Source organism: Paenibacillus sp. FSL K6-1558 (genome assembly GCF_038002565.1).
GTDB lineage: Bacteria > Bacillota > Bacilli > Paenibacillales > Paenibacillaceae > Paenibacillus > Paenibacillus polysaccharolyticus.
Genome location: NZ_JBBOCV010000002.1, coordinates 148,010 through 170,932 on the forward strand (window position 1 = coordinate 148,010; position 22,923 = coordinate 170,932).

The following is a 22,923-nucleotide window of genomic DNA, read 5'->3' on the forward strand; positions in this document are numbered from 1 at the left end:
ATAAAAAAACGGGGGAAGTCGTTATCGAATGAACCTCTCCATATGCTTTTTGAGCATACTTCTTTAAGTACTCCAGGATCAAAAACTCACTCCTCTTTGGTAATTTCACTTAACGTTCCTGTATTCATGTACTCCGGGGTAGTCTGCTTAAATTATCGGATGTCAGTGTCTTCTTCAAATTCCTCCAAAAAATGATTCACTTTATTCTCATTGTCTTCCCAATTGTACTTTTCGTTTTTTATGATCAATTTTGGTATCTCCCATTCCTGAACGATATTGAAAATGAAATCTTGGTTTTTCGTCCAAAAATGTCCCGCTTCAATAAAATCATTATCCGTGTAAAGTCCACAACGATCCTGTGTGAACTCAGGTCCACGAACACTACATATCCATTTCCAATGTTGCTCTACATGAGTTTGATAAAAATAAATGAGGATCGGGTCGAGACGACTTAAAATAAGTTGTACTTTCTTGGTCAAATCTAATATTCTTTGTTCGTCCATTTGCATATTAAAGGCAAAACCAAGCGTATTCTGAAAGACGTAACTTTCCATAATTGTAACTTCGTCTCGCTCTACTCTTTCATTGACAAAATCAGTGAATAGCTGTTCAACTTTTGTAGTAAACCACTCCGCTTCATCTTGAATAGCAAAAGAAGTAAATGTCTTATCGTATATTCGCAATGGGTGGTTCTCTTCTAATTCGTGATAAAACCTATTTCGAATATTCATTTTATTCAACTTTGAACCTATTACTTTCCCAATCGTTGACTTACCGGAGCCCGGCATTCCATCTATCAGTATCAATCTTGACTTCATAGGTATTCCTCCTTTCAATGTTTGTATTATTCTTCACTACTGCTTTCAGATAACATTTGTGCATTAACGACCCAGCGAACGGCCGGCCAATGCCAATTCAAGGGTGTATGCCCGCAGCGTAAATATTATGTTATACGAAGATTCATTCTTCTTTGAATACTCGGCTTGGGGTTCGTTATTGTTTATTCGCCTTCCTATTACTTTCAAACTCATTTTTCTAAATCAATAGATAATTCCGTGTCAATTCTATATTTCCAATTCACAAAATCTTCTGCTATTTTGAAGACAATTTTTGAATATGTTCTTTAGTGATATAGGCACCTTCATATTCGCTGCCTTCCAAAACTAAAATCATTAAATATTCATTCCTTTACAATCTCTCCTCACCATTTTTGTACTCATATAACTTTAAATACTCAAAATTCGATGAGGCTAAAATATCATGGAGATACCTTTCTTGCTCTTCGATTGTTACATGGTAAGGTGGTGTTTGATCTATAATATTAGCAAAGAGTATCCAGCCAACGTCCTCGTTCGAAAACTTATATTTCCCTTCTAAATCTTTGTTGGGATAAACTTCTATATATACTTGTTTTTCTTTGTTCAAATTCCAATAATAATATTTATAAACATATGGAAGCCTCGAATCTAACAAGCTTTTGTTCCTCGTTTTTGAGAAAGTTCTATTTAATGGTTCTAAAAAACTGTAAAGAGCACTCATAAGCACCTTTTCATCCTTACTGCCACATAAAAAACCATACTCAACCATTTTATTCATTTCTAATCCCCCACTAGCCTAAATTTCTTGTATCTTAAGATTTTGTTTATATATTATCACTTGCACAGGTTTTGTATAACGTTCCCGTATTCACGACCCAGCGCATGCTCGGTGTCTGGCAACGCCGGACCAAGGACGAATGTCCACAGCGTGAATATTATGTTATCGGATGTTGCTGTCTTCTTGAATTACTCACACGTACTATAAATTAAATTCATCTTTAATTAATCTTGCGACTTCATCTGCACTTAAATTTGTATTATTGATTCTCAAATAGTTCTCTCTAGTAATTTCTCCCTCTTTAGAATTGAGTCGATGTTCTTCCATCGTTTTGATTAAGTCCATTTCAGAATATTCAATATTTCTTTTTGTTGGTTTTTGATCAAGTCTAAACGCCGTTTTATTTCGTTTTAATCGTTCTTCTATATCTGACTCTAATTCAACAAAATAAATTTCTGCCCCTTTCGATTCGAACAAGTTACATGTTTGCTTGACGAATTCCCAGTCCTTCTGAAGATCAAACCCCCAAAGGTAAGTAAAAATAAGTCCATACTGGTTGCTGCTTGCGAACGATTCAAAAAGCTCTCTTCTTACGATACTTGATAACCTCCAAGTTTCACTACCAAAACCAAAAAAGGGATGAAATAGCTCGATCGACATGTGATTGTGAAACAATTTCAATTCCGTTATTTTCGTTAATTCATGACCAACCGTCATCTTTCCAACGGCCTGTGGGCCAAATATCAATATGAATTTCATAGGTATCACCCCGGTTCTTAATATCTTGCGCCAATTTCTTATAACGTTCCTGTATTCACGACCCGACACATGTCGGGTGTCCGGCGAATGCCGGATCAAGGGCGTATGCCCGCAGCGTGAGTATATTGTTATGAGATGTCAAATTAACCTTCACTGTTTTCGCTTTCAAATTTCTTTTCTTGGTTCTGCTTAAATGTCCTTCCGTTAGCATCTACCCACTCTACTGGTCCAGCTGCTTGACGTCCTAGGACTACAGCAGTCGCTGCACTAATACTAGAAAAAATCGCATTCTCTTTGAATATATAAAATTCTCCACTATCGATTAGGACTCCGGTTTCTATCAACTTATTTCTCTGCTTGATCCATCCTTCAGAGATTGAACTTGACGTTTGTTTACAACTTTGAGATCCAGACAGAACTACATAGCCCTTTTCAGTTTCAATCAATTTAGCAGAAGCTCTTTTACTTTTAAGCGTGTATACAATATCGCTATTGACTTGTACTGGAGCAATTACAGTCTCACTTGATTGTTTGAGGGTAGAAGGAACCAAGAACATAAAATTAACTACTGGAAAAATTAATTTCATTTGTTCTAGAAAATACTCCATATCCGAAATATCAGCTTCCGGGAGAGTTGATAGTTCAGGCTGAACCGAATTATCAATCTCGGCTGTTTTTGCTTCTTTAGATAAAGAGATAATTCGAGATTCTAAATACTTTATATGAGACTTAGTGAGCATTTCGTCTTTGCTTATAAAAGCTACAATCTCAATGAAGTCCTTATCTGAATCCGCTAAATGTTGTTTTAATCTTTTTTTGAGATTCTCTGCTTCCCCTATGTATATGCGTTCATTATAGTTTTCACTGTTTGGTAAGGACTTTAAAATATATACTCCTGGTCTATCAAATTCAGAGCGCTCTATAATTTTGGGTAAAGAAGAACGTTGAGAATATACAGCCTTTCCTGACCAATTACCGATTTCGATTGTTCGAGGTCCTGTTTCCGAACCGTCCACAAGAAATATAGTTAATTTTTTTCCCATTTTATTTCTCCTTTAATTTGATTTCAGATAACGTTCCTGTATTCACGACGTCCAACGAAGTTGGATGTGTCTGCTGAAATGCTTCCACAAAATTCATCCAGCAGACCAAGGCTCCATTGGAGCCGCTGCTTGAATATTATGTTATACGACGGAATCACATCTTCGAGTTAACCAACATCCTCTTATATTCTATTCTTTCATTGGTCTGTTAGATGTTCCAAAAGATCTCCAGGCTGGCATTCCAATGCCGTACATAACTTATCAATGACTTCTAAAGATACATACTCATTCGTGTTCAGCTTTGCCATCGTTGCCGAAGAAATCCCCGTCATTTTCAATAAATCTTGTTTCTTAATCTCCCTGTCAATCAATAATTTTTGAAATGGTTTATAACTTATCATCTGGTACTCCTTCATATCTGAATTGAATTTTTCTTTAATTATATGAAAATATATTTTATTAATCAAAAATATCTTTTATATGTCTTGACTATTTATTTCGTTATGATAAAATAATATTTAATAAGTTAAACTTTTGTTTGCAAAATAAAACATGACGAAAGGTGATCATTTATGTACAATTCCTTAGAAGTCTTACTTGATTCGTTGATACGTAATCGGATTGAAGCCTTATATAGCGACCTTCTCAAGAACAACACTATTTATAATCAATTCTCATCTGATCGAAATCTTTACTTCAAACAGTTACATGAACTTCTACCTCAAGATATGCATAAAACTCTATTTCTTTACGATGATGCAGACCTCTCAGTTCAAACAATCCTAGAACGTGAAATCTACTTGCAAGGTTTTAAAGATGCTCTTCAATTACATAATGAATTAAATATAAATTCTAATTGAGAGCCAAACGGCTCTCTTTTCATTTGATTCTGTAGTATAACGTTTTTGTATTCACGACTACGCACCTACTTAAATCAACGCCAGCAACCGACCGCGAAGCGGTTAATCGATGAGGATGTGGCCGCTGATTCCACTCCCTTGCTACTACTCCTCGCGAACTGAGGGCCGAAGGTGTTGATGTATTAATATATTGTTATACGAGGAGATCAACCACTTCGAATTGCATATAATTGTGTTTTTTACGATTGTTGAGTTTATAGAAGTGTTATTGCATTCACAGTGTCCCAGACATTTAGCTAAGTCCGATATATCTACGAACTTCGTATATACCTCTCATTTCAAACTCATATGCGTACTACATCTAATATAACCCAATTTGTTCCATCTGCGAAGTCGTCAATAGAGAAAAGCAGTCCCTCAACCGCGCGTCGTTTGTTAGTACGAACTAACAAGCATACCTACAGTTACAATGGGACTGCTCTGACTTATATTAAAGGCTTACTGCCTCATACCTAAAATCTTACTCCCAACTCCTAAACCTTACTTGCCACCGACACTCCACACTACGCGTTCGCTCATGGCTTTATGTTGGGCGATCAGGCACAGCTCTGCTGCCTTGAATGCATGCTCCTGTGTCATAGCAGTCTCGGTACGATCCAGACAATCGCGGATGAGCTGACCGAAAAATGGATAACCGACTTTGCCTTTGACGTTGTATCTGAACTCACCCTCATGGTTAACCAGATACACCTGATCCCCTTCCGGCTCGCGTGCAATGTCGATGTACTTGCGCAGCTCGATGTAACCGTCTGTACCGAGAATAACGGTACGTCCATCGCCCCAAGTGCCGAGGCCGTCCGGTGTGAACCAGTCTACGCGGAAGTAGCCGGATGCTCCGTTATCACCGATCAGGGAAGCTTCACCGAAATCCTCCAGTTCAGGGAACTGTGGGTGATTGAAATTGTTGACCCGACTGAATGCTACCTGTGCATCACTGCACGACGCAAAGGTCAAGAACTGTTCAATCTGGTGACTACCAATGTCACAGAGAATGCCGCCGTATTGCTGATGGTTGAAGAACCAATCTGGTCTTCCGCCCGCGTTCAAGCGGTGTGGTCCTGTACCCATAACTTGAACTACTTTGCCGATGGCTCCTTGTTCAATGAGCTGTCCCGCATAGATGGCACTTTCCACGTGCAAGCGTTCACTGTAATACACCATGTATTTTTTGCCCGTACGCTTCACTTCTTCACGCGCCAAGTCTAATTGCTCCATCGTGGTGAATGGGGCTTTGTCCGTAAAATAATCTTTGCCAGCCGCCATCACTCTCATGCCGAGTGGTGCGCGATCTGATGTTATAGCTGCGCTTGCTACCAGCAACACCTCTTCATCCGCGAGTACTTCCGCTTCCGATGCGGCTACCTGCGCCTGAGGGAACTGTTTACGGAATGCATCTACTTTAGCCGAGTCTGGATCGTACACCCATTTCAGCGTAGCTCCAGCATCCAGCAAACCGCCAACCATACCATAGATATGTCCGTGATCTAATGCTACAGCTGCGATCGTGAACTCTCCCGGTTGACACACAACTTCTTTTGTCACACTTTTGGGTGCATAGAACATTCCGTCTTTAGCCATGTTATCCCATCCTTTTTAAAAGTTATATTCATAAACGCATATAGATCAAGTTTGAAGTTCAAAGGTCATCGGAGTGTCCCGTGTAAATCTGTAGTTGAACTTATCTATATCATCATTTAAAGGTCTGACTCAGATCGGCAGGCTGACCGCCCGCATACGCTTTGTCTTTCTTCGTAGTTGAATTGGCGATCCGCTCCTGCAAGTGCTCATAGAACAAGTCTTCATTGATCGGCAGATCAACCCAGTTATCCGTCCAAGTGGAGAGTAACATCGCATTGGATAACGTTAAGCCGTGAATACCATCCTGGCCGGGAGCAATCAATGGTGCCCCTGTTCGAATCGCATCAACCCAGTTGCGGATTAACCCTGGATGACCTGTCTCAATGCCTGTAATTGGCACATCGCATTTCCAGCATTCCGGCTGTCCGAATCCGCCGGTAAAACGTTGATTGAACTCTGGTTCCGATTCGCGCAAGCGCCAGAAGGTGAGTTGTCCGTCTTCGATGACGATCTTACCGCGGTCGCCGCTGACCTCAAAGCGGTTGGTTCCTGGTGCTTCACCCGTGGTGGTTACAAACACACCGGTCGCTCCATTTTCATATTCCACATAGGCAGTCACGTCATCTTCCACTTCTATGTTCCGGTATTTGCCGAAGGCGCAGAAGGCACGCATACGCACAGGCATCATGCCAATCGTCCATTGCCACAAGTCCAGCTGATGCGGGTCTTGGTTAATCAACACACCGCCTCCTTCGCCTGCCCATGTTGCACGCCAGCCGCCGGAATCATAGTAACTCTGAGAACGATACCAGTTCGTAATAATCCAGTTGGTGCGCCGCACCTCACCAAGCTCACCTGAAGCAATCAGATCACGTAGCTTAATGTACAGCGGATTGGTCCGCTGATTGTACATGATGGAGAACACTTTACCGCTTGCCGCGGCAGCCTCGTTCATCTCCCGTACCTGTTTTGTATACACACCTGCTGGTTTTTCGATCATTACATGCAGGCCATGACGGAACGCCTGGATCGCTTGTTCGGGATGATCGTAGTGTGGCGTGGCAACAATGACGGCATCGATCGTTCCCGAGGACATCATCTGCTCCGCATCCTGCCAATACGTTACGGTAGACGGAAGGTTACTCGTTACCCAGCTCTCCATCTCTTTTCTCACATCACATACAGCTACTAATTCTGCACCCAGTACTTCTCCAGCCACCAATGTTCTGGCATGTGATGCCCCCATATTTCCAATTCCAATGACCGCTACTCGAACGATACTCATGCTTGCTCCTCCTCGTTTACGCGACGCTCAATTTCTGCAAAAACGTCTGCAAAATGCTGTAACATCGCTCTGGAATCCAAAGTTCCGCTAAAATCTTCGATGCCATAATAACCGTCATAGCCAACTGCTCTCAGATCACGTACCATCTGCACCCAGTCCACCATACCTTCCGTCAGCGGAGCCCAGTGACATTCCCATGACGTGCTTAGTGATTGTTCAGAGCCGCCGCTTCCAACCAACGATCTCGCATCTGATGTGTCCCCGGAATTCTTCTTGTACCACCCTGCATTTTTCACATGCACATGGGCGAGATACGGACCAAGCTGTTCAAGTCCCATGCGATGGTTTTCATACCCTTCGTGCACCATGTTGCCCGGATCATAGAGTACCCCGACATGCTCCGGGTCAAGAGATTGTACAAGACGATAGGCTAGAGAAGCCGTTGGCGCAATCGTTTGATGATGCGTTTCAATAACAGCCTTAACGTTATACTGTTTCGCTATATCCTGAACTTCGTTTAGATAACGAACGGCCTTCCCGTATAACTCGGGATAAGCTGTACTCCGGTCATAACCCGGAACACCCACACGCATCATCGAAGCGCCAAGTGTAGATGCGGCCTGGAATGCTTGCTCGGTTGCAACCATGTCTCCACAATTGAGATATGGCACAAGTGCGATAGACTTTCTGTCATGGGCTTCAGCTGCTTCCCGAAAAACAGGAACTTGTTCCTGCCATCTGTCCGGATCGATGGAGCACCGATTGTTCCGCCAGAACGAAGGTTGTTCAGCCGACGCATCCTCCGGTATGCCGCGATATCTCCACTCGATTCCAGCGATGCCCGCTGCCGCCGCTGCGGAAGCAAGCTCGTTAGCATCCAGGTCAGGGACAGCAACAGTGAATATGGACAGTTTCATGTTCTTGAACCTCCCCTTTATGTAAACGCATTCATTTTATGTCGTAAACGCATTGTATCACTCTCTCGATCACTGCCATAGAGCATAACGCAAACAGATGAATGACAGATAACAAACCGCACATATTCCCCATTCAGAGATAACGTTTCACGTCAAAATCATCCTCCAAAAACAAAAAAGCGTCTCTAAATCAGAAATGACTTCTGTTCAGAGACACCTTTTATATGGAATGTTGTTCTATCGTTATCCAAGCCAACTTGTCCATACAAACACGATCTATTCACGATCAAAAAAAACATGTTCGGCCTGCAATTTCCCATCTTCTGCCGTCATGATTCCGAACGAAAATCGCTTCTGAAACCGGCGGTCCGTGGGTGAACCCGGATTAAATACAAGTAAACCATCTACGGTATGCATCACCGGAATATGGGAATGTCCATAGACTACCGCATCCAGTTGCTCTCCAGCAAAGGTCTGAATGGCGTTCTGCTCTGTTCCGTTTGATCCACGATGACCATGCACAAGTCCAAGCCGTAATCCTTCCGCTTCAACAATTCGGGAGAAACCCAGCTTCTCCCCAATCTCGGATGGGTCCGTGTTACCAGCTACACCTTCGACCGGAGCGTAATGGCTTAGCAGTTCATACACACTCCAGTCTGACCAGTCCCCTGCATGGAGAATGAGATCTGCGCTAGTCAATGCGTCAACCAATGGTGCGGGTAACGTTTTTGCTTTTTTGGGTAGATGCGTGTCGGAGATAACAATGATTTTCATGTGATTACCGCCTTCCCTTAGTTCGACTTCTGATTCGCCTCTAATTGTGAAGCCTGGATCCGCTCGGTACTGGTACGCTCCATATCTTCAAGCGTGATCGTTGCAAAGAACTGCTCCACTTTAGATTCAGCAATCTGATACAGATTGGTCAGCAGTCCATCGATTTGAAGGCCTACTTCACAATTGGGATTACAATTGCCATGAATCGGGAACAATGGTCCTTCATCCTTGGCTGCCTCATAAACCATGGCAAGTGTAATTTCACTCGCTGGCTTTGCCAAATAAAACCCTCGAGTGCCTGGTGAAGAATTGACTAATCCTGCCTTTTTCAGCCCTCCCAGTATACGTCTGACAACGACAGGATTGGTATTTACACTGCCCGCAATTTCAGCAGACGTGATTCGTTCAGGCGCGCTGAGAGACAGTAACAACAAACAATGCACACTGACCGAAAAATGAGTACTCATGATTAACCACCTTTTTTAATATAATCCCGGATGTTCCAGCCTTATTCCATAAACAGATCCTTTTCAGGACGTGCTCTGACTTTGAGTTGTCGCACAGTATACTCCAGTTGCTTCACGATGTCATCCAGTTGTTTGCGATCAATCTTATTCGGGTCTTCGACAGGTTTGACCGAATTTTTGAGGTCACGAATGGTCAACTGTTGTTCCTGCCATTTATCCATTAAATCCGCAATATTCGCATAAAAGCGCTCGTAATCCTTAATCACCAGATCCAGGTACGCATCTACCTCGTCCGGGTCATAACCACGAAGTTTATAATTGAACTGTTTCTCATGAATTGATAAAGCATCCAGCTGTACACCCAGTTGTTTGAACAATTGTCTCTGTTTGTCCAATCTTCGTTTCATATGTTCATCCATCTTGACAACCCTCCATTATAGCCGAGCAGCGGTTCCATTCATTCGAAAAGAACACACGGCAATTCTCTCTCTATTTTTTATAACACATAATGCATCAGATATAAAACGAAACCGCCCTCTCCCGTGCAAAATGATTGCCTCACTTGCTTTTAGGGTAAGAAGTCACTACACCCCCTCAAGCGGGAAAGGAGCATGTCCTTATGAGTACATTAACCCAAGATCAACGTAAAGAATTGCAGCAAGCCCTGCTGGAGCAGCGTGAAGATCTGCAACGTCATTTTGAATCCAGTATGGAGGATGGCGCACCAGCAGAGTCGTTAAAAGATTCTACAGGCGAACTCTCCTCTTACGATAATCACCCGGCAGACGCGGGAACAGAAACGTTTGAACGCAGCCGTGACCTCGCAATCGACGATACACTAACCGAAGAGTTTAATCAGGTCAATGAAGCCCTCGAACGTATGAATGAGGGTACATATGGAACCTGTGTTACATGTGGCAAAGAGATCCCTTTTGAACGTTTGCAAGCTATACCTTATACCGCCTATTGCATCGATGATACTCCAAACCGGGACGTAAGTAATGATCGTCCTGTTGAGGAAGAGGTCATGACGATGCCACCGAGTGGTGCCGGGGAAGTGAGACAGCGTAACGCGGGCAAGTTTGACCATGCAGAAGCATGGGAAGCCGTAGAGGACTATGGTACATCCAATTCCCCCGCGATGGCCGCCAAACGAGAGGTGAAGGATTACGACGAGAACATGTAAAGTAACATCGACTCGGATGGAATCAGCCCTATCGCATTATGATAATAAAAAGCCGCCATTGGCGGCTTTTTTGCTGTAACTCCATGCTACCCGATTGTTCTCTCTTCCTAAAATGAATGAATCGACTATCATACGTCTACATTTGGTCCGTCCTGCGCCTCACACTTGAAAGAACTATCATGTTTCATTTCGATCTTGATCAGCTATTCATCTGTAGAATCAAAGGCCTTAGGTTCTGAGGCTCTCCGTTTGACAGCAGGTTTCGATTTTTTCGCCGTACTTGATATTTCGGATGTTTTCGATGCCTTTGTAGATGCATTGGAAGCAGACTCTTTTTCTTTCTGCCCAGCCGAAACTGCCTTTTTCTTCTTAATTCCAGAATCAGAATGCGACGCAACCTGTGCCTCTTTGGACAGTGCCGTGAACAGCTGAAAAACCTGATGGTCTGATTTCTGTTCATCCTTGGTTAAATACGGTTTGCACAGCTCTACAATCTGCTGATATAGCTCCTCTACTTCATCCGCCGTAGCGTAGAGCGTCATATCCGAGATAAAACGTTTCTCCTGTCGATCATGCTCTGCATGATTCATAAAGCGCTGGCGGCTCTGTTCGAACATTTCGTTCAACAACTTTAGCGTTTCGGAGCGAAAAACCTGCTTCAGCGGTGAATTTTCATCCTCTTCATCCTTGTGACGAAGGTGGATTTCACCCGAGAAGGGCTCGTAATATTTTGCGATAATGCCGTTGATTTCCCGAGTGGATACCATGGTTAGAAGACCGATTTTCTCCAGTTTTTTCACATGATAATGCACCTTCGCAGGCACTTCTCCCATCAGATCTGCAATTTCCTTCACGGTAGAAGGTCTGCCCTGACGGTTAAACATATTCATAATCTGTATCCGGTATGGATCAGAATATATTTTGATCTCTTCAATTGTTGAGAGCACTTTATGTTGCTGCATATCCGAGTCCTCATTTCCGGGGTACCTGCCTGCCCTTCGTTCCCTATATTATACCGTTCAGACAGGACTTCGGTCAAAAGGACGTACACTTACATCTCCCGCCGAAAACTTTTGCTGGTAAGAAGTAATATCGCAGACAACCCCAGTAATACGCCAAATACAATGAACAGGATCGGCATCGAAAACCAGTCGGCCAGAACACCGGACAGAAGGCTACCGATTGGTGAAACACTTAGGACCAGCATACTTTGCAGCGCAGACACTCTTCCGAGCATATGTGAAGGCGTCACTTCCATCAGATATGAAACGAGCGGCGTTGTAGCAAGCGGTATACCTAAACCCATAAGCAGACAGAACACACCTGCCGTTGGAAGCTGGAATGACGTCATATAAGCCGGAAGTGCAGTCATGGCGTATCCGCAACCAAGCATAACAATGCCGGAGATAACCAGCACGCTTTTACGGTAATGCGTCCCTTGTTGTGACATCCACAGACCCCCAAGCACGATCCCTCCAACTAAAAGCCCACTAAGCAGACTTAATCCCCAAGCACCTGCTTGCAGTGTTTCCATCACGTAAGGTGTACGTAGCACATTAAATGGCATCAGGCAGAAGTTAACCCAAGCGAATAACACGGAAGAGACGAATAACAAGGCATGTTTACGTAGAAAATGAAAAGCTTCCGCCATCTCGGAGATCAGACTCTTGACGCCAGATGACACTGCTCGCGGTGACATCCATTCTGGATAGTCCACCCGGCTCATCAAGATTGCGCTTAGTGCAAACAACGCGGCGTCAATCCAGATAGTCCACGCAATACCTACGGTTGCAATTAAAGCGCCTGCCGCGGCTAGCCCCGCCAGTTCAGCCAATCGAGTGGCTGAAGAGGTCATCGCGTTACCTGAAAGCAACATGGACTGAGGCAATAACCTGGGAACGCTGGACACCTCGGCAGGTGACGTGAAACATTCCAGCAAGGAGTTCAGAACCGTAAATACAAATAAGTGCCACACTTCAAGTTGCCCCAGGGCGAATAAAAGTGCTGTGAGTCCAACCATCACTCCGCGTCCGGTATTCGTCATGACGATGACTTTTTTCGGAGATAATCGATCCACCAATGCCCCAGCGAACAGCCCAAACAGAATATTCGGTAAAAAGTTAACGGCTAGAAGTGTGCCCATCAGTACCTTGGAGCCGGTTAAAATATACACCATCCAGCTATATGCAATCGAATCGATGGAATCCCCAAAGCGGGACACCATTTTACTCAACATAAATTGCATATATGGCCTGATTCGAATCAATTCTCCCAAACCTTGTTTCCCCGCGACAGCACCCTCGTTCATCATTGTTCCACTCCTCGACGTTAAAATATTTTTCATGTTAATATTATTTTAACGAAGTTTATGCAAAAATCAATACAAACGTGAAAATATTTTTAACGTTGTTCCTTAAGGATATTTTTAATATTGAATATCTATACAAATATCAGGCTTAACTCTCCATCCTGAATGGCCTTTGCATAACCACACAAAAAAGACTCTCATCGTCATCGATGGAGTCCTGTATCATGCCTGATTTTAAATGTACAGCCTAAATAAAGGTTAAAGTCTGGAGGTCATTGCACTACAGCTGTAGCAGTTGCTTAAATCGGACTACGATCCACCAGCACCCGCTGACGCTTGCGCGCAGATTCCAGACAGGCATCAATCACACGCATGTTCAAAACGGTGTTGTCCGGACCGAATGGCAACGCCTCTCCCTCAAGAGCTGCCATTGCAAATGTTTCGACCTGAAGCACATAGGAGTTGGATACCGAAACTCGTTCCTCCCGGCTGACGGAATCCGTATGAATGATGATCTGAGGCGGAATATCGCTATTCTCCCAGCCGAACACTTTAGGCAGCTCAATACGTCCTTCCGTTCCGAGAATCTCCATCTCGGCCCGTCCTGATGCCCACATGCCGCAATCAAAGGTTAATGCGACCGAGTTCGGAAACTCAATCAGACCTGAAGCCATCATGTCGACGCCATCATGCTCCTCTGAAAATAAGGCATGAACCGTAACGGCCTCCGGCTCTTGTCCCAGATACATCCGGGCAGCCGAAATGGGGTACACGCCAAGATCAAAAATGGAGCCTCCGCCCATATCTTTTTTGAATCTCACATTGTCTTTGTCATCCGCGGTATTACATGTAAAATTACCATGGATCGCTCTGACCGTTCCAATCTCGCCACTCTCGATAATGTCCTGCACCCGTCTGTGCTTCGGATGATATCGATACATAATCGCTTCGGAGAACAATACCCCGTGACGTTCACATGCCTCAATCATCTCTATCGATTCCTTTGCATTCAGCGCGGCAGGTTTTTCACAAAGCACATGTTTTCCTGCCTCGGCAGCTTTAATCGTCCACTCTCGATGCAAATGGTTTGGCAACGGGATATAGACGGCCTGGATATCCGGATCAGCAATAAGTTCCTCATAACTGCCATAGGATCTGACAATGTCCATCTCTTCAGCCAGAGCTTCAGCCTTTTCCTTGGAACGGCTGGCAATCGCCAGTACTTCACCCCGTTCAGACTGCTGAATTGCAGGAATAATAGCATTTTTGGCAATCGTTGAAGTTCCCAGTACACCCCACTGCAGAGGTCTGTTCATGCTCATCTTCCTTTCGTACCGTAATTATCCGCTTCTGCCTTGTGCAAAATGCCAAGACAACGATCCAGATCAGCTTTCACCTGTTTCTTATATAACTCTGCTTTGGCCGCCCCATCATCAGTAAAGTGATAAAGAACAATTTCCTGGAAATCAACTTTGGGGTCGTTTCCCTTTAATTTTTTGGTTCGATAAAAGATGCCCTGTTGTACCAGCTCATGTAATGCCCGATATACCTCACTTTGGGGTGGTACATATCCGTAATCTTTGAATTCTTGCTTCATCGCTTCCAGCATCTCGTAACCATAACCTCTATGTTGCTCCACCATCGTGATCAGATAAACTTTGATAAATGCCCGCTGTGCAATCATAAAAGCCATGCGCTTTCCCTCCTGTCAGAACCTGTCTATCTCTCATTATAAAACATATGTTCTGATCCTGCCATCTTGATCCTGATCTCACTCTTGTAACGTGTTGTTATGGAGAGTAAGCAGGATAAAGAATTTGGATATAGGAGTGCTGATGTAAGTAAGCACAGTTTTTATTATTGTGAATTTTTCATATGATGAAATAATCATTTTTGGACCGGAACAGGTGTTTTATTGACATGGGTGTGTTTCGGTACAACGCCTACGATCCATTTTCCCCATTTAAAACGCGAGATCAGCCAGGTCAGCACACAAGATGCGGTCAGTGCTACAATCCAAGTGACAATCGTGCGTATCGCAGGATTCCAGCCCCACGCCACGTACAACCATTCGTCTGGAATGTAACTGTAACGCAGCACCAGCATGTGCATCAGATATCCTCCATACGACATACCGCCAATCCATCCTAGCCAGTAAAGAACGCGATGGTGATGAAGCTTACTGGCTAATTGGTACATGACCATGATGGAAGCAATCAGGAACAAAATCATATCCGGCCTGATCAGGCTGACGGTATAAAAACGGATTTGAATTCCTTCGGGTTTCTGAAACTCCAGCATTAATAGATACATAAACCGTAGACCCAAGATCATAAACACCAACCAGTAGACCCAGCGCAACCGATTAATCCATTCTTTCCAGCGCTGTACCGAAAGTCCTGCCGCAGCACCAAGTACAAAATAAAAAAAGAAATAGATGAAATTACGGTCTGCATAGGTTGTAAAAGCATCTGTCAGCACGGGGATTTGCATCCGCTCCATCCATCCGGCAATATTCCTTAATTGATCGGATAGAACCAGAAATAAGACGCCTGAACCCAGCAGTGCGAGCATTCGCCCCTTGGCTTGGTAACGATGAACCACGTACCGAATACCACGCAAAAATAACGGGAAAAACACGTAAAACTGAATGAGCATAATGATGTACCAGAAATGTGAAGCCGTCTTACCCGTCACGAGCTTCAGAGCGAGGTCCGGAATGTCCTGCCAGCCGAATGTTGCCCAGTTACGCGGGGCAAGTATAAAATAAATAAGAGACCAGACCACATAAGGCAAGATGACATCCATGACTCTTTTTCGCATAAACTGGCCGTAATGGAGCTTATCACCTGTGTTGTAGAACAGCACCATCCCGGTTATAAATATAAAAAGTGGCACAGCAAACTTCGCTAACATCAGTAACAAGGCAAGCACGACACCATCTTGAAGTCCAGCCTGCGGAACCAACGAATAATGAGCAATTGAATGCTGTAGTACAACCGCTGCAAAGGCCAAGCCCCGTAATGTTTCGATTTCAGTAATTCGTTCTTTGCGAGGCAAATCACTCAACCTACCTTTCTTAATTCTTGCAATATCAAATAAAAAACGATAACCATCCATTGGAGGTATGTAAAACGAATGTCTGACAAATCATCCAGAATCCCTGAATCCAAAACGGTTCAACAACACTTGGCTAACGAACGTACATTTCTCGCCTGGGTGCGCACAGGCATTGCAATGGCCGGGATCGGTTTCCTTGCCGCCGGTTTCGGTTTTCATTCAACCACCTATGACCGCATTGCCCATCTTGCTGCCATCATCACGGGAATCACTTCTCTCTTTGGTGGCATTGCCGTCATTGGTTGTTCAGCCATTGCTTACCACCGTAAACGCACACAGATTAATGAGCAGACCTTCCAAACCACTACCGGACTTATCACCTTTCTCAGTCTCCTGTTGCTTGTGATTGGCCTCGCGCTTGCGGTGCTGCTGTATGTATTGTTATTCCCTGTCTGACAAGGTGAAAAACAATATTCGGATCTTAATTACAAACTAAGTACGAACCAATTACAACCTGTATACAGCCGAATCTCGTATGAGGACAAAAACCGGCCTCCTCAGCGGAGACCGGCTGCAGTCCATGTTATCGTTCACATGCATCATCCTTTTTTCAAAGACGCTCATTCAAATGAGCTAGCATGTGTTCTATGGCGTTCAGTCTTTACAAAAAGGTGTTATTGCCGAAACGAGCAGCTTTGGTCTGCGCTTCCATCCGTCGTTCTTCCATATCAAGATCTGGACGGGCATCAGCAGTATTCACATCTTCACCATGCACAGGATCGATGTTGGAATGAGTCTGACGGTTAAGGTTAAACACATCGTATACCGCGCTATCCCGATCCGATGAGTCAACGAGCAACAAAATTTTACCATGCTGCACATACTCCTCATATTGTCTCGCATCCTCTTCTGGAATACCCAGTCCTACAAGTCCACCAACCAATCCTCCGGCTCCTGCACCTACAGCTGCACCTGTAAATGCTGCGGCAATAGGTCCTGCAGCCAGAATCGGGCCGATCCCCGGAATAGCCAGTGCACCAATGCCAGCAAGCAAACCTGCTACACCTCCAAGCACACCGCCTGTGGCTGCACCTGCTGCTACACCCTCTGGCGCTTTTGTGCCTGTCTCTTCCCGAATAGCCTTCAGCTCATCTCTGTCCTGCGTTACGACAGATATCTCATCCGATGTAAATCCTTCGGCTTTCAAACTTTCAATCGCATCGGATGCCTCACGCTCTGTATTAAACACACCTACGATTTTCTTCTTCATAGTGAATACCTCCTCATGGATTTGAGTGGTTCGCTATGTTATTACCCGTCATTCTCTCTTTCAAACGTCTCTGGGCTAATGATCATATGCATAAATACTAATTTGAGCCAAAAGACCGAATACCTTTGGAGACAAAAAATGACGAAAGACTCCAGAGAAAAAACTGAAACAGCGATACTGCGGGGATGTTCCCGCTCAAAATGAAATTTGCGTCTGATGCATATATTTCTCCCGGCCTACTGGATTTGCAAGAGGGCGTACAAGACAAGGCGAGAATACAGCGTTCCGCAGGGTTATTCTGTCATCAGACTGTAGGTATAGACATGTTCAGTTTGACTTCTGTAGATTATGAACAACCTGATTATCAGGTTGTTCGCGGTTTCGCACGATTCGTTGCGATCGCTTCAAGCGGATTATCCGGCCAGTAATGTTTCGGATATCGCCCTTTTAAATCTTTCTTCACTTCAAAATAGGTCTCACGCCAGAAGTTCGCCAAATCTCTTGTAACCTGTACAGGGCGTTGCGCGGGAGATAACAGATGCAACGTGACCGGAACGCGACCGCCCCCGATGTGAGGGGTCTCTTGCTGTCCAAACATCTCTTGTAATCGAACAGCCAGGATCGGATCTTCCGGATTGCTGTAATCCACGGGAATCCGGGAACCACTCGGAACCTGAATGTGGGTAGGCGCCTCTTCATCCAGCTGCCGCCGCTGCGCCCAGCTAAGTCCGCCTAAAAGTACATCATGCATGGACAGTTTCTTCAGATCAGCGGCCGACCGCATTCCTGCCAGATATGGTGCAAGCTGTTCCTGCAGCTCATCCGTCAGATGATTCTCGATCAGATCAGGCCAGTCTGGCATGTGCAGATGCAGAAAACGCATGCGCTCCGCAAGTTGGCGCGATGTTTTACTCCACGGCAGGATGTCCAACCCTTCCAGTCGTATCCCCGACAATAGTGCTTCCAGCACCTGATCTTCCGGTGGCTGTGCAATCATGCTTTCCTTGATCATTATTGCTCCGATGCGCTGCCGCTTATGTGCCCGCACACTTCTAGTCGTGCGATCCCAAGCCACCAGCACCTCCTCGTGCAATAGATGCTGCGCGGCACGCAGCATCGCCTGCTCCTGCACTGGCGCAGCCAGCAAGATACGCGCATCTGCCCCCTGGTCGTCGGCCTCGGCTGCGACCAGATAGGCGGAACGGCTCAGCGACTCTGCCCCCGCGAGCCGTACCCCACGGCCGCTGCTCAGCAGATAGCGGCCATCCTCGCGGCGCTGCCCGATCCGGTCCGGATACGCAAAGGACAGCAGCAACCCGCAGCTGTCCTCATCCGGCCGCACCGGATCGGCCGCCGCGTTGCCGAGCGCCGAGCATAGCTGGCGGCTCTCCTGCAACATGCGCCGCACGGCAGCGCCGTCTGCGCCAGCCGCCGCCGCTGGCGGCCCCCCGCTGCTGCCTGCGGCCAGCAGCGCTTCTACGCGCGGGCGCAAGTCCGTGCCCGCGCCGCCAGCACTTCCGCTGCTGCTGCGGAGGCCTGCCGGCTCCTGCAGCAGCGCCGCCAGCGTGCTGGCGTAGCTGGCCAGCCCAAGCTCCGCCGCGCGGAGCAACATGCTGGCCAGCCGCGGATGAACGCCAAGCGTGTTCATCCGCCGCCCAAAGGGCGTGAGGCGGCCTGCGTCGTCCAGGCCGCCCAGCTGGCGCAGCAGCGCCTGTGCCTGAGCGTAAGCCGCATCAGGCGGGGTGTCCAGCCAGCTAAGCTCAGCTGGGGACTGGACCCCCCACGCGGCAAGCTCCAGCGCCAGCGGCGCAAGATCCGCGGAGGTGATCTCCGGGCGTGTTGCTTCAGGCAACGCGCTATGAGCCTCCTCGCTCCATAGCCGGTAACACACCCCCGGGGCAATACGCCCCGCACGTCCGCGTCGCTGGTCAGCGGACGCCTTGGAGACCGGCTGTGTGACAAGCCGGCTCATGCCCGTCCTTGGCGAGAAAGCCGACGCCCGGCTGAGTCCTGCATCCACGACCACTTTTACACCCGGAAGAGTCAGACTCGACTCCGCAATAGAAGTGGACAGCACAACCTTGCGCCAGCCACCCGCCGCAGGCCGGATTGCTTCATCCTGCTTCTCGGCAGACATACTGCCATACAGCGTATGTACAAGGACCTGCGGAGGAAGAGATGCTTGCAACAGTTCCCTTTCCGTACGATGAATCTCTCTCGCCCCGGGAAGAAAAACCAAAACCTCCCCCTGTTCTTCACTCAATGCCCGCATGATGGTACGAGCCGTCCAGCTCTCGATTTCAACTGCGGCAGGTTTCGCGACATATTTCGTTTCCACCGGAAACGTACGGCCTTTACAATGCACAACTTGTGTATCTTCGCCCAGCATACGACAGACCGGTTCCGGGTCAAGCGTTGCCGACATGACCAGCAGCTTCAGATCCGGACGCAACATGGCCCGCGATTCCAGCGCCAAAGCCAGTCCCAAATCCCCGTGCAGGTGCCTTTCATGAAACTCGTCAAAAATGATCATTGCCGTATCTTCAAGTCCCTGATCCTGCTGTAGCATACGTGTTAATACACCCTCAGTGACCACTTCGATTCGTGTAGCCGGGCTTACCCGGGTATCCATTCGTACGCGGTATCCGACCGTTTGTCCTGCCTTTTCACCCAGCGTTGCTGCCATTCTCGACGCGGCTGAACGAGCAGCGAGTCTCCGCGGCTCCAGCATAATGATTTTTTTGCCATCCAGCCAAGGCTGTTCAAGCATCGCCAGCGGCACAACCGTTGTTTTTCCGGCGCCCGGTTCAGCAATCAAAACACCCGTATCCTGGTCACGGAACAGCTGCTGTACCTCCGGAATAATCGCTTGTATTGGTAAATCAGTGTACATATCATCGCTCCTAATGCATATCTTAACGTTTCGATATCATTCTATAAACTCAGTATTCGAATGTTAGCATTATAACAAAAAAAGCCGTCCCGAAGGAACGACTATATGACATCCATAACTTATGGATATTACCCAAACTCATTCAATTATCTAACATTCAGCTTGTGGGGTAATCATCTGCGAATAACGGTTACTGTCTTATCCAGTTACGTCCCCATCGTTTACCCGATCAGCTCAGCAGAGACTCCGCACCATCGATCACAATCTCGGCTCCAGTAATATGTTTGGATGCGCCGGAAGCGAGGAAGCTAACCAGATCCGCAACGTGCTCGGGCTGTCCTGGTCCATCCGCGAGTGGCTGCTGTCCTTCCGGGAATTCCATCGGGATGATAATGTCCTGAAGGTCATCTGTTTTGATCGTACTTTGATCAATATTGGTAGCAATCGCACCTGGACAGATTACGTTGACTCTGATCTTGAATTTCGCCAGCTCCAAAGCCGCCATCTTGGCAAAAGCAACCTGTCCTGCCTTTGACGTACTGTACGCCGACATACCGAAGCTGGAGAAACGCTGATTCCCATTGATCGAGCTCGTAATAATAATGCTACCGCCTCCGCGTTTTTTCAGATGTGGGAGAGCATATTTTACGGTGAAAAATGTGCCGTTCAGGTTCGTCGTAATAATCTGTTGCCAGTCCTGTACCTGAATTTCTTCGATTGGAGCAGACACCCCGTTAATGCCCGCATTAGCAAAAACGATATCCAGTCCTCCAAACAATTCCACCGTTTCCAGTACAGCCTTTTCAACCCGCGCCGGATCGGAAATGTCCACATCGAATGCTCGTGCAGCCCCTTCATGGTTCGCATTAATCTCCGCTTCTGTCTTTGAAATCCGATCATTCACCAGATCGAACAACGCTACATGCGCCCCTTCATTCGCCAGCTTGAGTGCCGTGGCCTTGCCGATTCCCGAGCCAGCTCCTGTAATGATAGCCACCTTACCTTGAAATGGTGATCTGCTGCTGTGTTGTGTCATAGCCCAACCACTCCTTCGTCTTGGAAATTATGTAAAGATTTAATCTGATTTTATTTCAATCAATTCTTCACAAGATTACCCAAAACGAGCAGCTTTTAAATCAACACTCGTAACTTTTTTCATTTTTCAGGCAGTTACATACACTGACGATCTGCACCAGCCACACGTAGATCTATCTCAGAAAACGATCCTCGTTACAGGGCGTGTTCACCACTCCAGTTCAATGAAAGCGGCATCATCCTCAAGTCCGCCGGTATGGGCGGCATCCAGCAACACTTGAATATGCTCATCCGGGATGTATGTACCAATGGCATCAAGATCATTCAGTCCGTCTGTATACAGTTGAAGGCGAAATGATTCACTTCCTGCACCTTTCATTTCGAAAACATGGGGTCTCCCCCCTATGGAGCCTTCTCGTGTAGACCAACGCTCATTGGTCTTGCAATGTGTTTGGAATTGTTCCGACTGCTCCTGTCCATTACGCCAGAGCCGGATTCTGGAATCTCCTTGCCATGCCAGCCATACTCGGCTCTTCCGTCTTCCAGATGTGAGTTCAATGCGTCCGCATACATACATGGCCTGACTTCCTTGGCTTCGCTTTTCCATCAATACCTCCCGTAGCAGAAGAGGCGAGGTATCCATGGGCTGTAGTTGTTCTAACTGTTCAGATGCGGAACCCGTTAGACTTTGCAGAAACTGCTCGACCCCTTCAGCGGTTAATGATGACGTCGTTTCCAGCCATTCCAGTAGCGCACTACCGAGAAAACGCGCAGCAAAATCACCCAGATAACTCATGCCAACTCCATCACACAATACAAAATGACAGACATTACCTTGCATGCGAATCGCAACAAAGTCTTGCCCTGCGTCACCCTGGTTCACGGTTTCGGCTGCACGTCCATATCCGTATCTGCATTTCAGCTTGCCTTGGTAACGAGTTAACGGCTGTTCTCCAGTCTGAATGCTTACATAGCGAAAATTATCCTGTTGCTGCTTTGCATGTCCCCCTCGATCACTGGCAGACAATGTTGCCATACGCATTGCTCGCATGATTCCCCTCCTATCTTACAGGTGTTGCAGCAGACATCTGGAATCCAATGGATACCAGTTCTGCACAAGTACCAGGCAACATCATGAGTGCGCCTGGTGCTAGCAAATAATCTGCCTCCACCAACATTTCGCGATAGCTTTCAGGCAGCACGGATGACATATTACGCAACTTCTCCCCATGCTCGTCTTGCAGGTTTGTCTCTGGTGAGATCCCCTTCCAGCGTCTAGGCTCTGCAATCGGAGCTTCCAGCAGATGATCACTTATAAATATATTTTCAACCAAAACATTGCCATCCGGCACACTCATGCCCATAATGCGCTTGGCGATCGGCTCCGGGTCTTCTCCAGTCGCAACACCATCGGTCATATGACATACGAGTGGTGCAGGGCAGTCCTGCATGTTAGGTATTTCTGCTTGCAAAATTTTCTCTGCCTGCAAAAATGCTTTTGCGGAGTCCGAGAAACGTCGAGGCGTCAAATCAGGCAAAGAACCTACAGCCGCAACCTCATCGATTCCTTTAATCCCGTTTAATACATCATATACATCGTCACTGTAGGCCAAAATAGCAATTCGGTACCGCGGCGTCAGCCGATTTCCTTTGGTTGAACGAAATACCATCTGCCGGATCGCCAAAGACAAAGCATCATAAACGATGTCAATCCGGCGACGATTGTCCAGAACCATATTCATGGAGGCGCTAATATCAATTAAATAAATAATAAGTGCAGGTGTACGTTGCGATGCTTGAATTGTGTAGTTCATCTAGAGTGTGTCACCTCT

The 22,923-nt window shown here is 46.3% G+C and carries 24 protein-coding genes; 3 read left to right on the top strand and 21 right to left on the bottom strand.

Features of this window, described 5'->3' with window-relative positions; translation table 11 throughout:
* Nucleotides 1–152 precede the first annotated feature (152 nt).
* From MHI38_RS28405 to MHI38_RS28425, 5 genes are all read right to left on the bottom strand, one after another.
* Nucleotides 153–818, bottom strand: coding sequence for a hypothetical protein (locus tag MHI38_RS28405; protein ID WP_154886302.1), 666 nt, complete (start codon nt 816–818; stop codon nt 153–155).
* A 370-nt stretch (nt 819–1,188) separates the two neighbouring features.
* Nucleotides 1,189–1,596 carry a hypothetical protein gene (locus MHI38_RS28410; protein WP_090921001.1) on the bottom strand — a complete coding sequence of 136 codons (408 nt, stop codon included), beginning with the start codon at nt 1,594–1,596 and terminating at the stop codon, nt 1,189–1,191.
* Between the two features lie 201 nt (nt 1,597–1,797).
* The gene (locus tag MHI38_RS28415) at nt 1,798–2,355 is read right to left on the bottom strand and encodes a shikimate kinase (protein WP_154886303.1); all 558 of its coding nucleotides are present in this window, start codon (nt 2,353–2,355) and stop codon (nt 1,798–1,800) included.
* Nucleotides 2,356–2,498: 143 nt separating this feature from the next.
* Entirely contained in the window at nt 2,499–3,398 is a 900-nt protein-coding gene (locus MHI38_RS28420) for a GIY-YIG nuclease family protein (protein WP_154886304.1), read from the bottom strand.
* Nucleotides 3,399–3,595: 197 nt separating this feature from the next.
* Complete coding sequence (locus MHI38_RS28425; RefSeq protein WP_024629424.1) at nt 3,596–3,799, bottom strand: helix-turn-helix domain-containing protein; 204 nt, start codon at nt 3,797–3,799, stop codon at nt 3,596–3,598.
* A 171-nt stretch (nt 3,800–3,970) separates the two neighbouring features.
* Between MHI38_RS28425 and MHI38_RS28430 the strand changes: the two genes are divergently transcribed.
* Complete coding sequence (locus MHI38_RS28430) at nt 3,971–4,258, top strand: hypothetical protein (RefSeq protein WP_079696379.1); 288 nt, start codon at nt 3,971–3,973, stop codon at nt 4,256–4,258.
* Nucleotides 4,259–4,798: 540 nt separating this feature from the next.
* On the opposite strand, the gene MHI38_RS28435 is transcribed toward MHI38_RS28430, so the two are convergent.
* The 6 genes from MHI38_RS28435 to MHI38_RS28460 form a co-directional block, all read right to left on the bottom strand.
* Nucleotides 4,799–5,896 carry a Gfo/Idh/MocA family protein gene (locus tag MHI38_RS28435; protein WP_154886305.1) on the bottom strand — a complete coding sequence of 366 codons (1,098 nt, stop codon included), beginning with the start codon at nt 5,894–5,896 and terminating at the stop codon, nt 4,799–4,801.
* 112 nt (nt 5,897–6,008) lie between these two features.
* Nucleotides 6,009–7,181 carry a Gfo/Idh/MocA family protein gene (locus tag MHI38_RS28440; protein WP_154886306.1) on the bottom strand — a complete coding sequence of 391 codons (1,173 nt, stop codon included), beginning with the start codon at nt 7,179–7,181 and terminating at the stop codon, nt 6,009–6,011.
* Nucleotides 7,178–8,098, bottom strand: coding sequence for a TIM barrel protein (locus MHI38_RS28445; RefSeq protein ID WP_154886307.1), 921 nt, complete (start codon nt 8,096–8,098; stop codon nt 7,178–7,180). The genes MHI38_RS28440 and MHI38_RS28445 overlap by 4 nt, the downstream gene beginning before the upstream one ends.
* 276 nt (nt 8,099–8,374) lie before the next feature.
* The gene (locus tag MHI38_RS28450) at nt 8,375–8,872 is read right to left on the bottom strand and encodes a metallophosphoesterase family protein (protein ID WP_090921023.1); all 498 of its coding nucleotides are present in this window, start codon (nt 8,870–8,872) and stop codon (nt 8,375–8,377) included.
* Nucleotides 8,873–8,889: 17 nt separating this feature from the next.
* Nucleotides 8,890–9,339 (bottom strand): Rrf2 family transcriptional regulator, encoded by a 450-nt coding sequence (locus MHI38_RS28455; protein ID WP_154886308.1) that lies wholly within the window; start codon nt 9,337–9,339, stop codon nt 8,890–8,892.
* 41 nt (nt 9,340–9,380) lie between these two features.
* Nucleotides 9,381–9,758, bottom strand: a complete 378-nt coding sequence (locus MHI38_RS28460) for a DivIVA domain-containing protein (RefSeq protein WP_154886309.1) — start codon at nt 9,756–9,758, stop codon at nt 9,381–9,383.
* Nucleotides 9,759–9,958: 200 nt separating this feature from the next.
* On the opposite strand from MHI38_RS28460, the gene MHI38_RS28465 reads away from it, so the two are divergent.
* Nucleotides 9,959–10,525 carry a TraR/DksA C4-type zinc finger protein gene (locus tag MHI38_RS28465; protein ID WP_154886310.1) on the top strand — a complete coding sequence of 189 codons (567 nt, stop codon included), beginning with the start codon at nt 9,959–9,961 and terminating at the stop codon, nt 10,523–10,525.
* A 203-nt stretch (nt 10,526–10,728) separates the two neighbouring features.
* On the opposite strand, the gene MHI38_RS28470 is transcribed toward MHI38_RS28465, so the two are convergent.
* The 5 genes from MHI38_RS28470 to MHI38_RS28490 form a co-directional block, all read right to left on the bottom strand.
* Complete coding sequence (locus tag MHI38_RS28470; protein WP_261769160.1) at nt 10,729–11,487, bottom strand: ArsR/SmtB family transcription factor; 759 nt, start codon at nt 11,485–11,487, stop codon at nt 10,729–10,731.
* Nucleotides 11,488–11,576: 89 nt separating this feature from the next.
* Nucleotides 11,577–12,836, bottom strand: a complete 1,260-nt coding sequence (locus MHI38_RS28475) for an MFS transporter (RefSeq protein ID WP_186809547.1) — start codon at nt 12,834–12,836, stop codon at nt 11,577–11,579.
* 296 nt (nt 12,837–13,132) lie between these two features.
* Entirely contained in the window at nt 13,133–14,149 is a 1,017-nt protein-coding gene (locus MHI38_RS28480; RefSeq protein ID WP_154886312.1) for a Gfo/Idh/MocA family protein, read from the bottom strand.
* 2 nt (nt 14,150–14,151) lie between these two features.
* Complete coding sequence (locus tag MHI38_RS28485) at nt 14,152–14,526, bottom strand: helix-turn-helix transcriptional regulator (RefSeq protein WP_090921036.1); 375 nt, start codon at nt 14,524–14,526, stop codon at nt 14,152–14,154.
* 194 nt (nt 14,527–14,720) lie between these two features.
* On the bottom strand, nt 14,721–15,902 hold the full coding sequence (locus MHI38_RS28490; RefSeq protein ID WP_186809548.1) for an acyltransferase family protein: 1,182 nt from the start codon (nt 15,900–15,902) through the stop codon (nt 14,721–14,723).
* Nucleotides 15,903–15,971: 69 nt separating this feature from the next.
* Here MHI38_RS28490 and MHI38_RS28495 point away from each other — a divergent pair, with 69 nt between their 5' ends.
* Nucleotides 15,972–16,349 carry a YidH family protein gene (locus MHI38_RS28495; RefSeq protein WP_341181993.1) on the top strand — a complete coding sequence of 126 codons (378 nt, stop codon included), beginning with the start codon at nt 15,972–15,974 and terminating at the stop codon, nt 16,347–16,349.
* Nucleotides 16,350–16,554: 205 nt separating this feature from the next.
* On the opposite strand, the gene MHI38_RS28500 is transcribed toward MHI38_RS28495, so the two are convergent.
* The 5 genes from MHI38_RS28500 to MHI38_RS28520 form a co-directional block, all read right to left on the bottom strand.
* Nucleotides 16,555–17,163 (bottom strand): general stress protein, encoded by a 609-nt coding sequence (locus MHI38_RS28500; protein ID WP_090921042.1) that lies wholly within the window; start codon nt 17,161–17,163, stop codon nt 16,555–16,557.
* A gap of 364 nt (nt 17,164–17,527) precedes the next feature.
* Nucleotides 17,528–20,056, bottom strand: coding sequence for an ATP-dependent helicase HrpB (gene hrpB, locus MHI38_RS28505; RefSeq protein WP_341181994.1), 2,529 nt, complete (start codon nt 20,054–20,056; stop codon nt 17,528–17,530).
* Nucleotides 20,057–20,285: 229 nt separating this feature from the next.
* Nucleotides 20,286–21,092: an SDR family oxidoreductase gene (locus MHI38_RS28510; protein ID WP_090921046.1), complete on the bottom strand. Its 807-nt coding sequence runs from the start codon at nt 21,090–21,092 to the stop codon at nt 20,286–20,288.
* 207 nt (nt 21,093–21,299) lie between these two features.
* Nucleotides 21,300–22,142, bottom strand: coding sequence for a protein phosphatase 2C domain-containing protein (locus MHI38_RS28515; RefSeq protein WP_341181995.1), 843 nt, complete (start codon nt 22,140–22,142; stop codon nt 21,300–21,302).
* A gap of 10 nt (nt 22,143–22,152) precedes the next feature.
* Complete coding sequence (locus MHI38_RS28520; protein WP_090921050.1) at nt 22,153–22,905, bottom strand: vWA domain-containing protein; 753 nt, start codon at nt 22,903–22,905, stop codon at nt 22,153–22,155.
* Nucleotides 22,906–22,923: the final 18 nt, after the last annotated feature.

What these genes read in the sequence shown, in the direction of transcription:
- MHI38_RS28405 (WP_154886302.1), bottom strand. Translation starts at nt 818, where the DNA reads ATGAAGTCAAGATTGATACTGATAGATGGAATGCCGGGCTCCGGTAAG.
- MHI38_RS28410 (WP_090921001.1), bottom strand. Translation starts at nt 1,596, where the DNA reads ATGAATAAAATGGTTGAGTATGGTTTTTTATGTGGCAGTAAGGATGAA.
- MHI38_RS28415 (WP_154886303.1), bottom strand. Translation starts at nt 2,355, where the DNA reads ATGAAATTCATATTGATATTTGGCCCACAGGCCGTTGGAAAGATGACG.
- MHI38_RS28420 (WP_154886304.1), bottom strand. Translation starts at nt 3,398, where the DNA reads ATGGGAAAAAAATTAACTATATTTCTTGTGGACGGTTCGGAAACAGGA.
- MHI38_RS28425 (WP_024629424.1), bottom strand. Translation starts at nt 3,799, where the DNA reads ATGATAAGTTATAAACCATTTCAAAAATTATTGATTGACAGGGAGATT.
- MHI38_RS28430 (WP_079696379.1), top strand. Translation starts at nt 3,971, where the DNA reads ATGTACAATTCCTTAGAAGTCTTACTTGATTCGTTGATACGTAATCGG.
- MHI38_RS28435 (WP_154886305.1), bottom strand. Translation starts at nt 5,896, where the DNA reads ATGGCTAAAGACGGAATGTTCTATGCACCCAAAAGTGTGACAAAAGAA.
- MHI38_RS28440 (WP_154886306.1), bottom strand. Translation starts at nt 7,181, where the DNA reads ATGAGTATCGTTCGAGTAGCGGTCATTGGAATTGGAAATATGGGGGCA.
- MHI38_RS28445 (WP_154886307.1), bottom strand. Translation starts at nt 8,098, where the DNA reads ATGAAACTGTCCATATTCACTGTTGCTGTCCCTGACCTGGATGCTAAC.
- MHI38_RS28450 (WP_090921023.1), bottom strand. Translation starts at nt 8,872, where the DNA reads ATGAAAATCATTGTTATCTCCGACACGCATCTACCCAAAAAAGCAAAA.
- MHI38_RS28455 (WP_154886308.1), bottom strand. Translation starts at nt 9,339, where the DNA reads ATGAGTACTCATTTTTCGGTCAGTGTGCATTGTTTGTTGTTACTGTCT.
- MHI38_RS28460 (WP_154886309.1), bottom strand. Translation starts at nt 9,758, where the DNA reads ATGGATGAACATATGAAACGAAGATTGGACAAACAGAGACAATTGTTC.
- MHI38_RS28465 (WP_154886310.1), top strand. Translation starts at nt 9,959, where the DNA reads ATGAGTACATTAACCCAAGATCAACGTAAAGAATTGCAGCAAGCCCTG.
- MHI38_RS28470 (WP_261769160.1), bottom strand. Translation starts at nt 11,487, where the DNA reads ATGCAGCAACATAAAGTGCTCTCAACAATTGAAGAGATCAAAATATAT.
- MHI38_RS28475 (WP_186809547.1), bottom strand. Translation starts at nt 12,836, where the DNA reads ATGATGAACGAGGGTGCTGTCGCGGGGAAACAAGGTTTGGGAGAATTG.
- MHI38_RS28480 (WP_154886312.1), bottom strand. Translation starts at nt 14,149, where the DNA reads ATGAACAGACCTCTGCAGTGGGGTGTACTGGGAACTTCAACGATTGCC.
- MHI38_RS28485 (WP_090921036.1), bottom strand. Translation starts at nt 14,526, where the DNA reads ATGGCTTTTATGATTGCACAGCGGGCATTTATCAAAGTTTATCTGATC.
- MHI38_RS28495 (WP_341181993.1), top strand. Translation starts at nt 15,972, where the DNA reads ATGTCTGACAAATCATCCAGAATCCCTGAATCCAAAACGGTTCAACAA.
- MHI38_RS28500 (WP_090921042.1), bottom strand. Translation starts at nt 17,163, where the DNA reads ATGAAGAAGAAAATCGTAGGTGTGTTTAATACAGAGCGTGAGGCATCC.
- hrpB (WP_341181994.1), bottom strand. Translation starts at nt 20,056, where the DNA reads ATGTACACTGATTTACCAATACAAGCGATTATTCCGGAGGTACAGCAG.
- MHI38_RS28510 (WP_090921046.1), bottom strand. Translation starts at nt 21,092, where the DNA reads ATGACACAACACAGCAGCAGATCACCATTTCAAGGTAAGGTGGCTATC.
- MHI38_RS28515 (WP_341181995.1), bottom strand. Translation starts at nt 22,142, where the DNA reads ATGCGAGCAATGCGTATGGCAACATTGTCTGCCAGTGATCGAGGGGGA.
- MHI38_RS28520 (WP_090921050.1), bottom strand. Translation starts at nt 22,905, where the DNA reads ATGAACTACACAATTCAAGCATCGCAACGTACACCTGCACTTATTATT.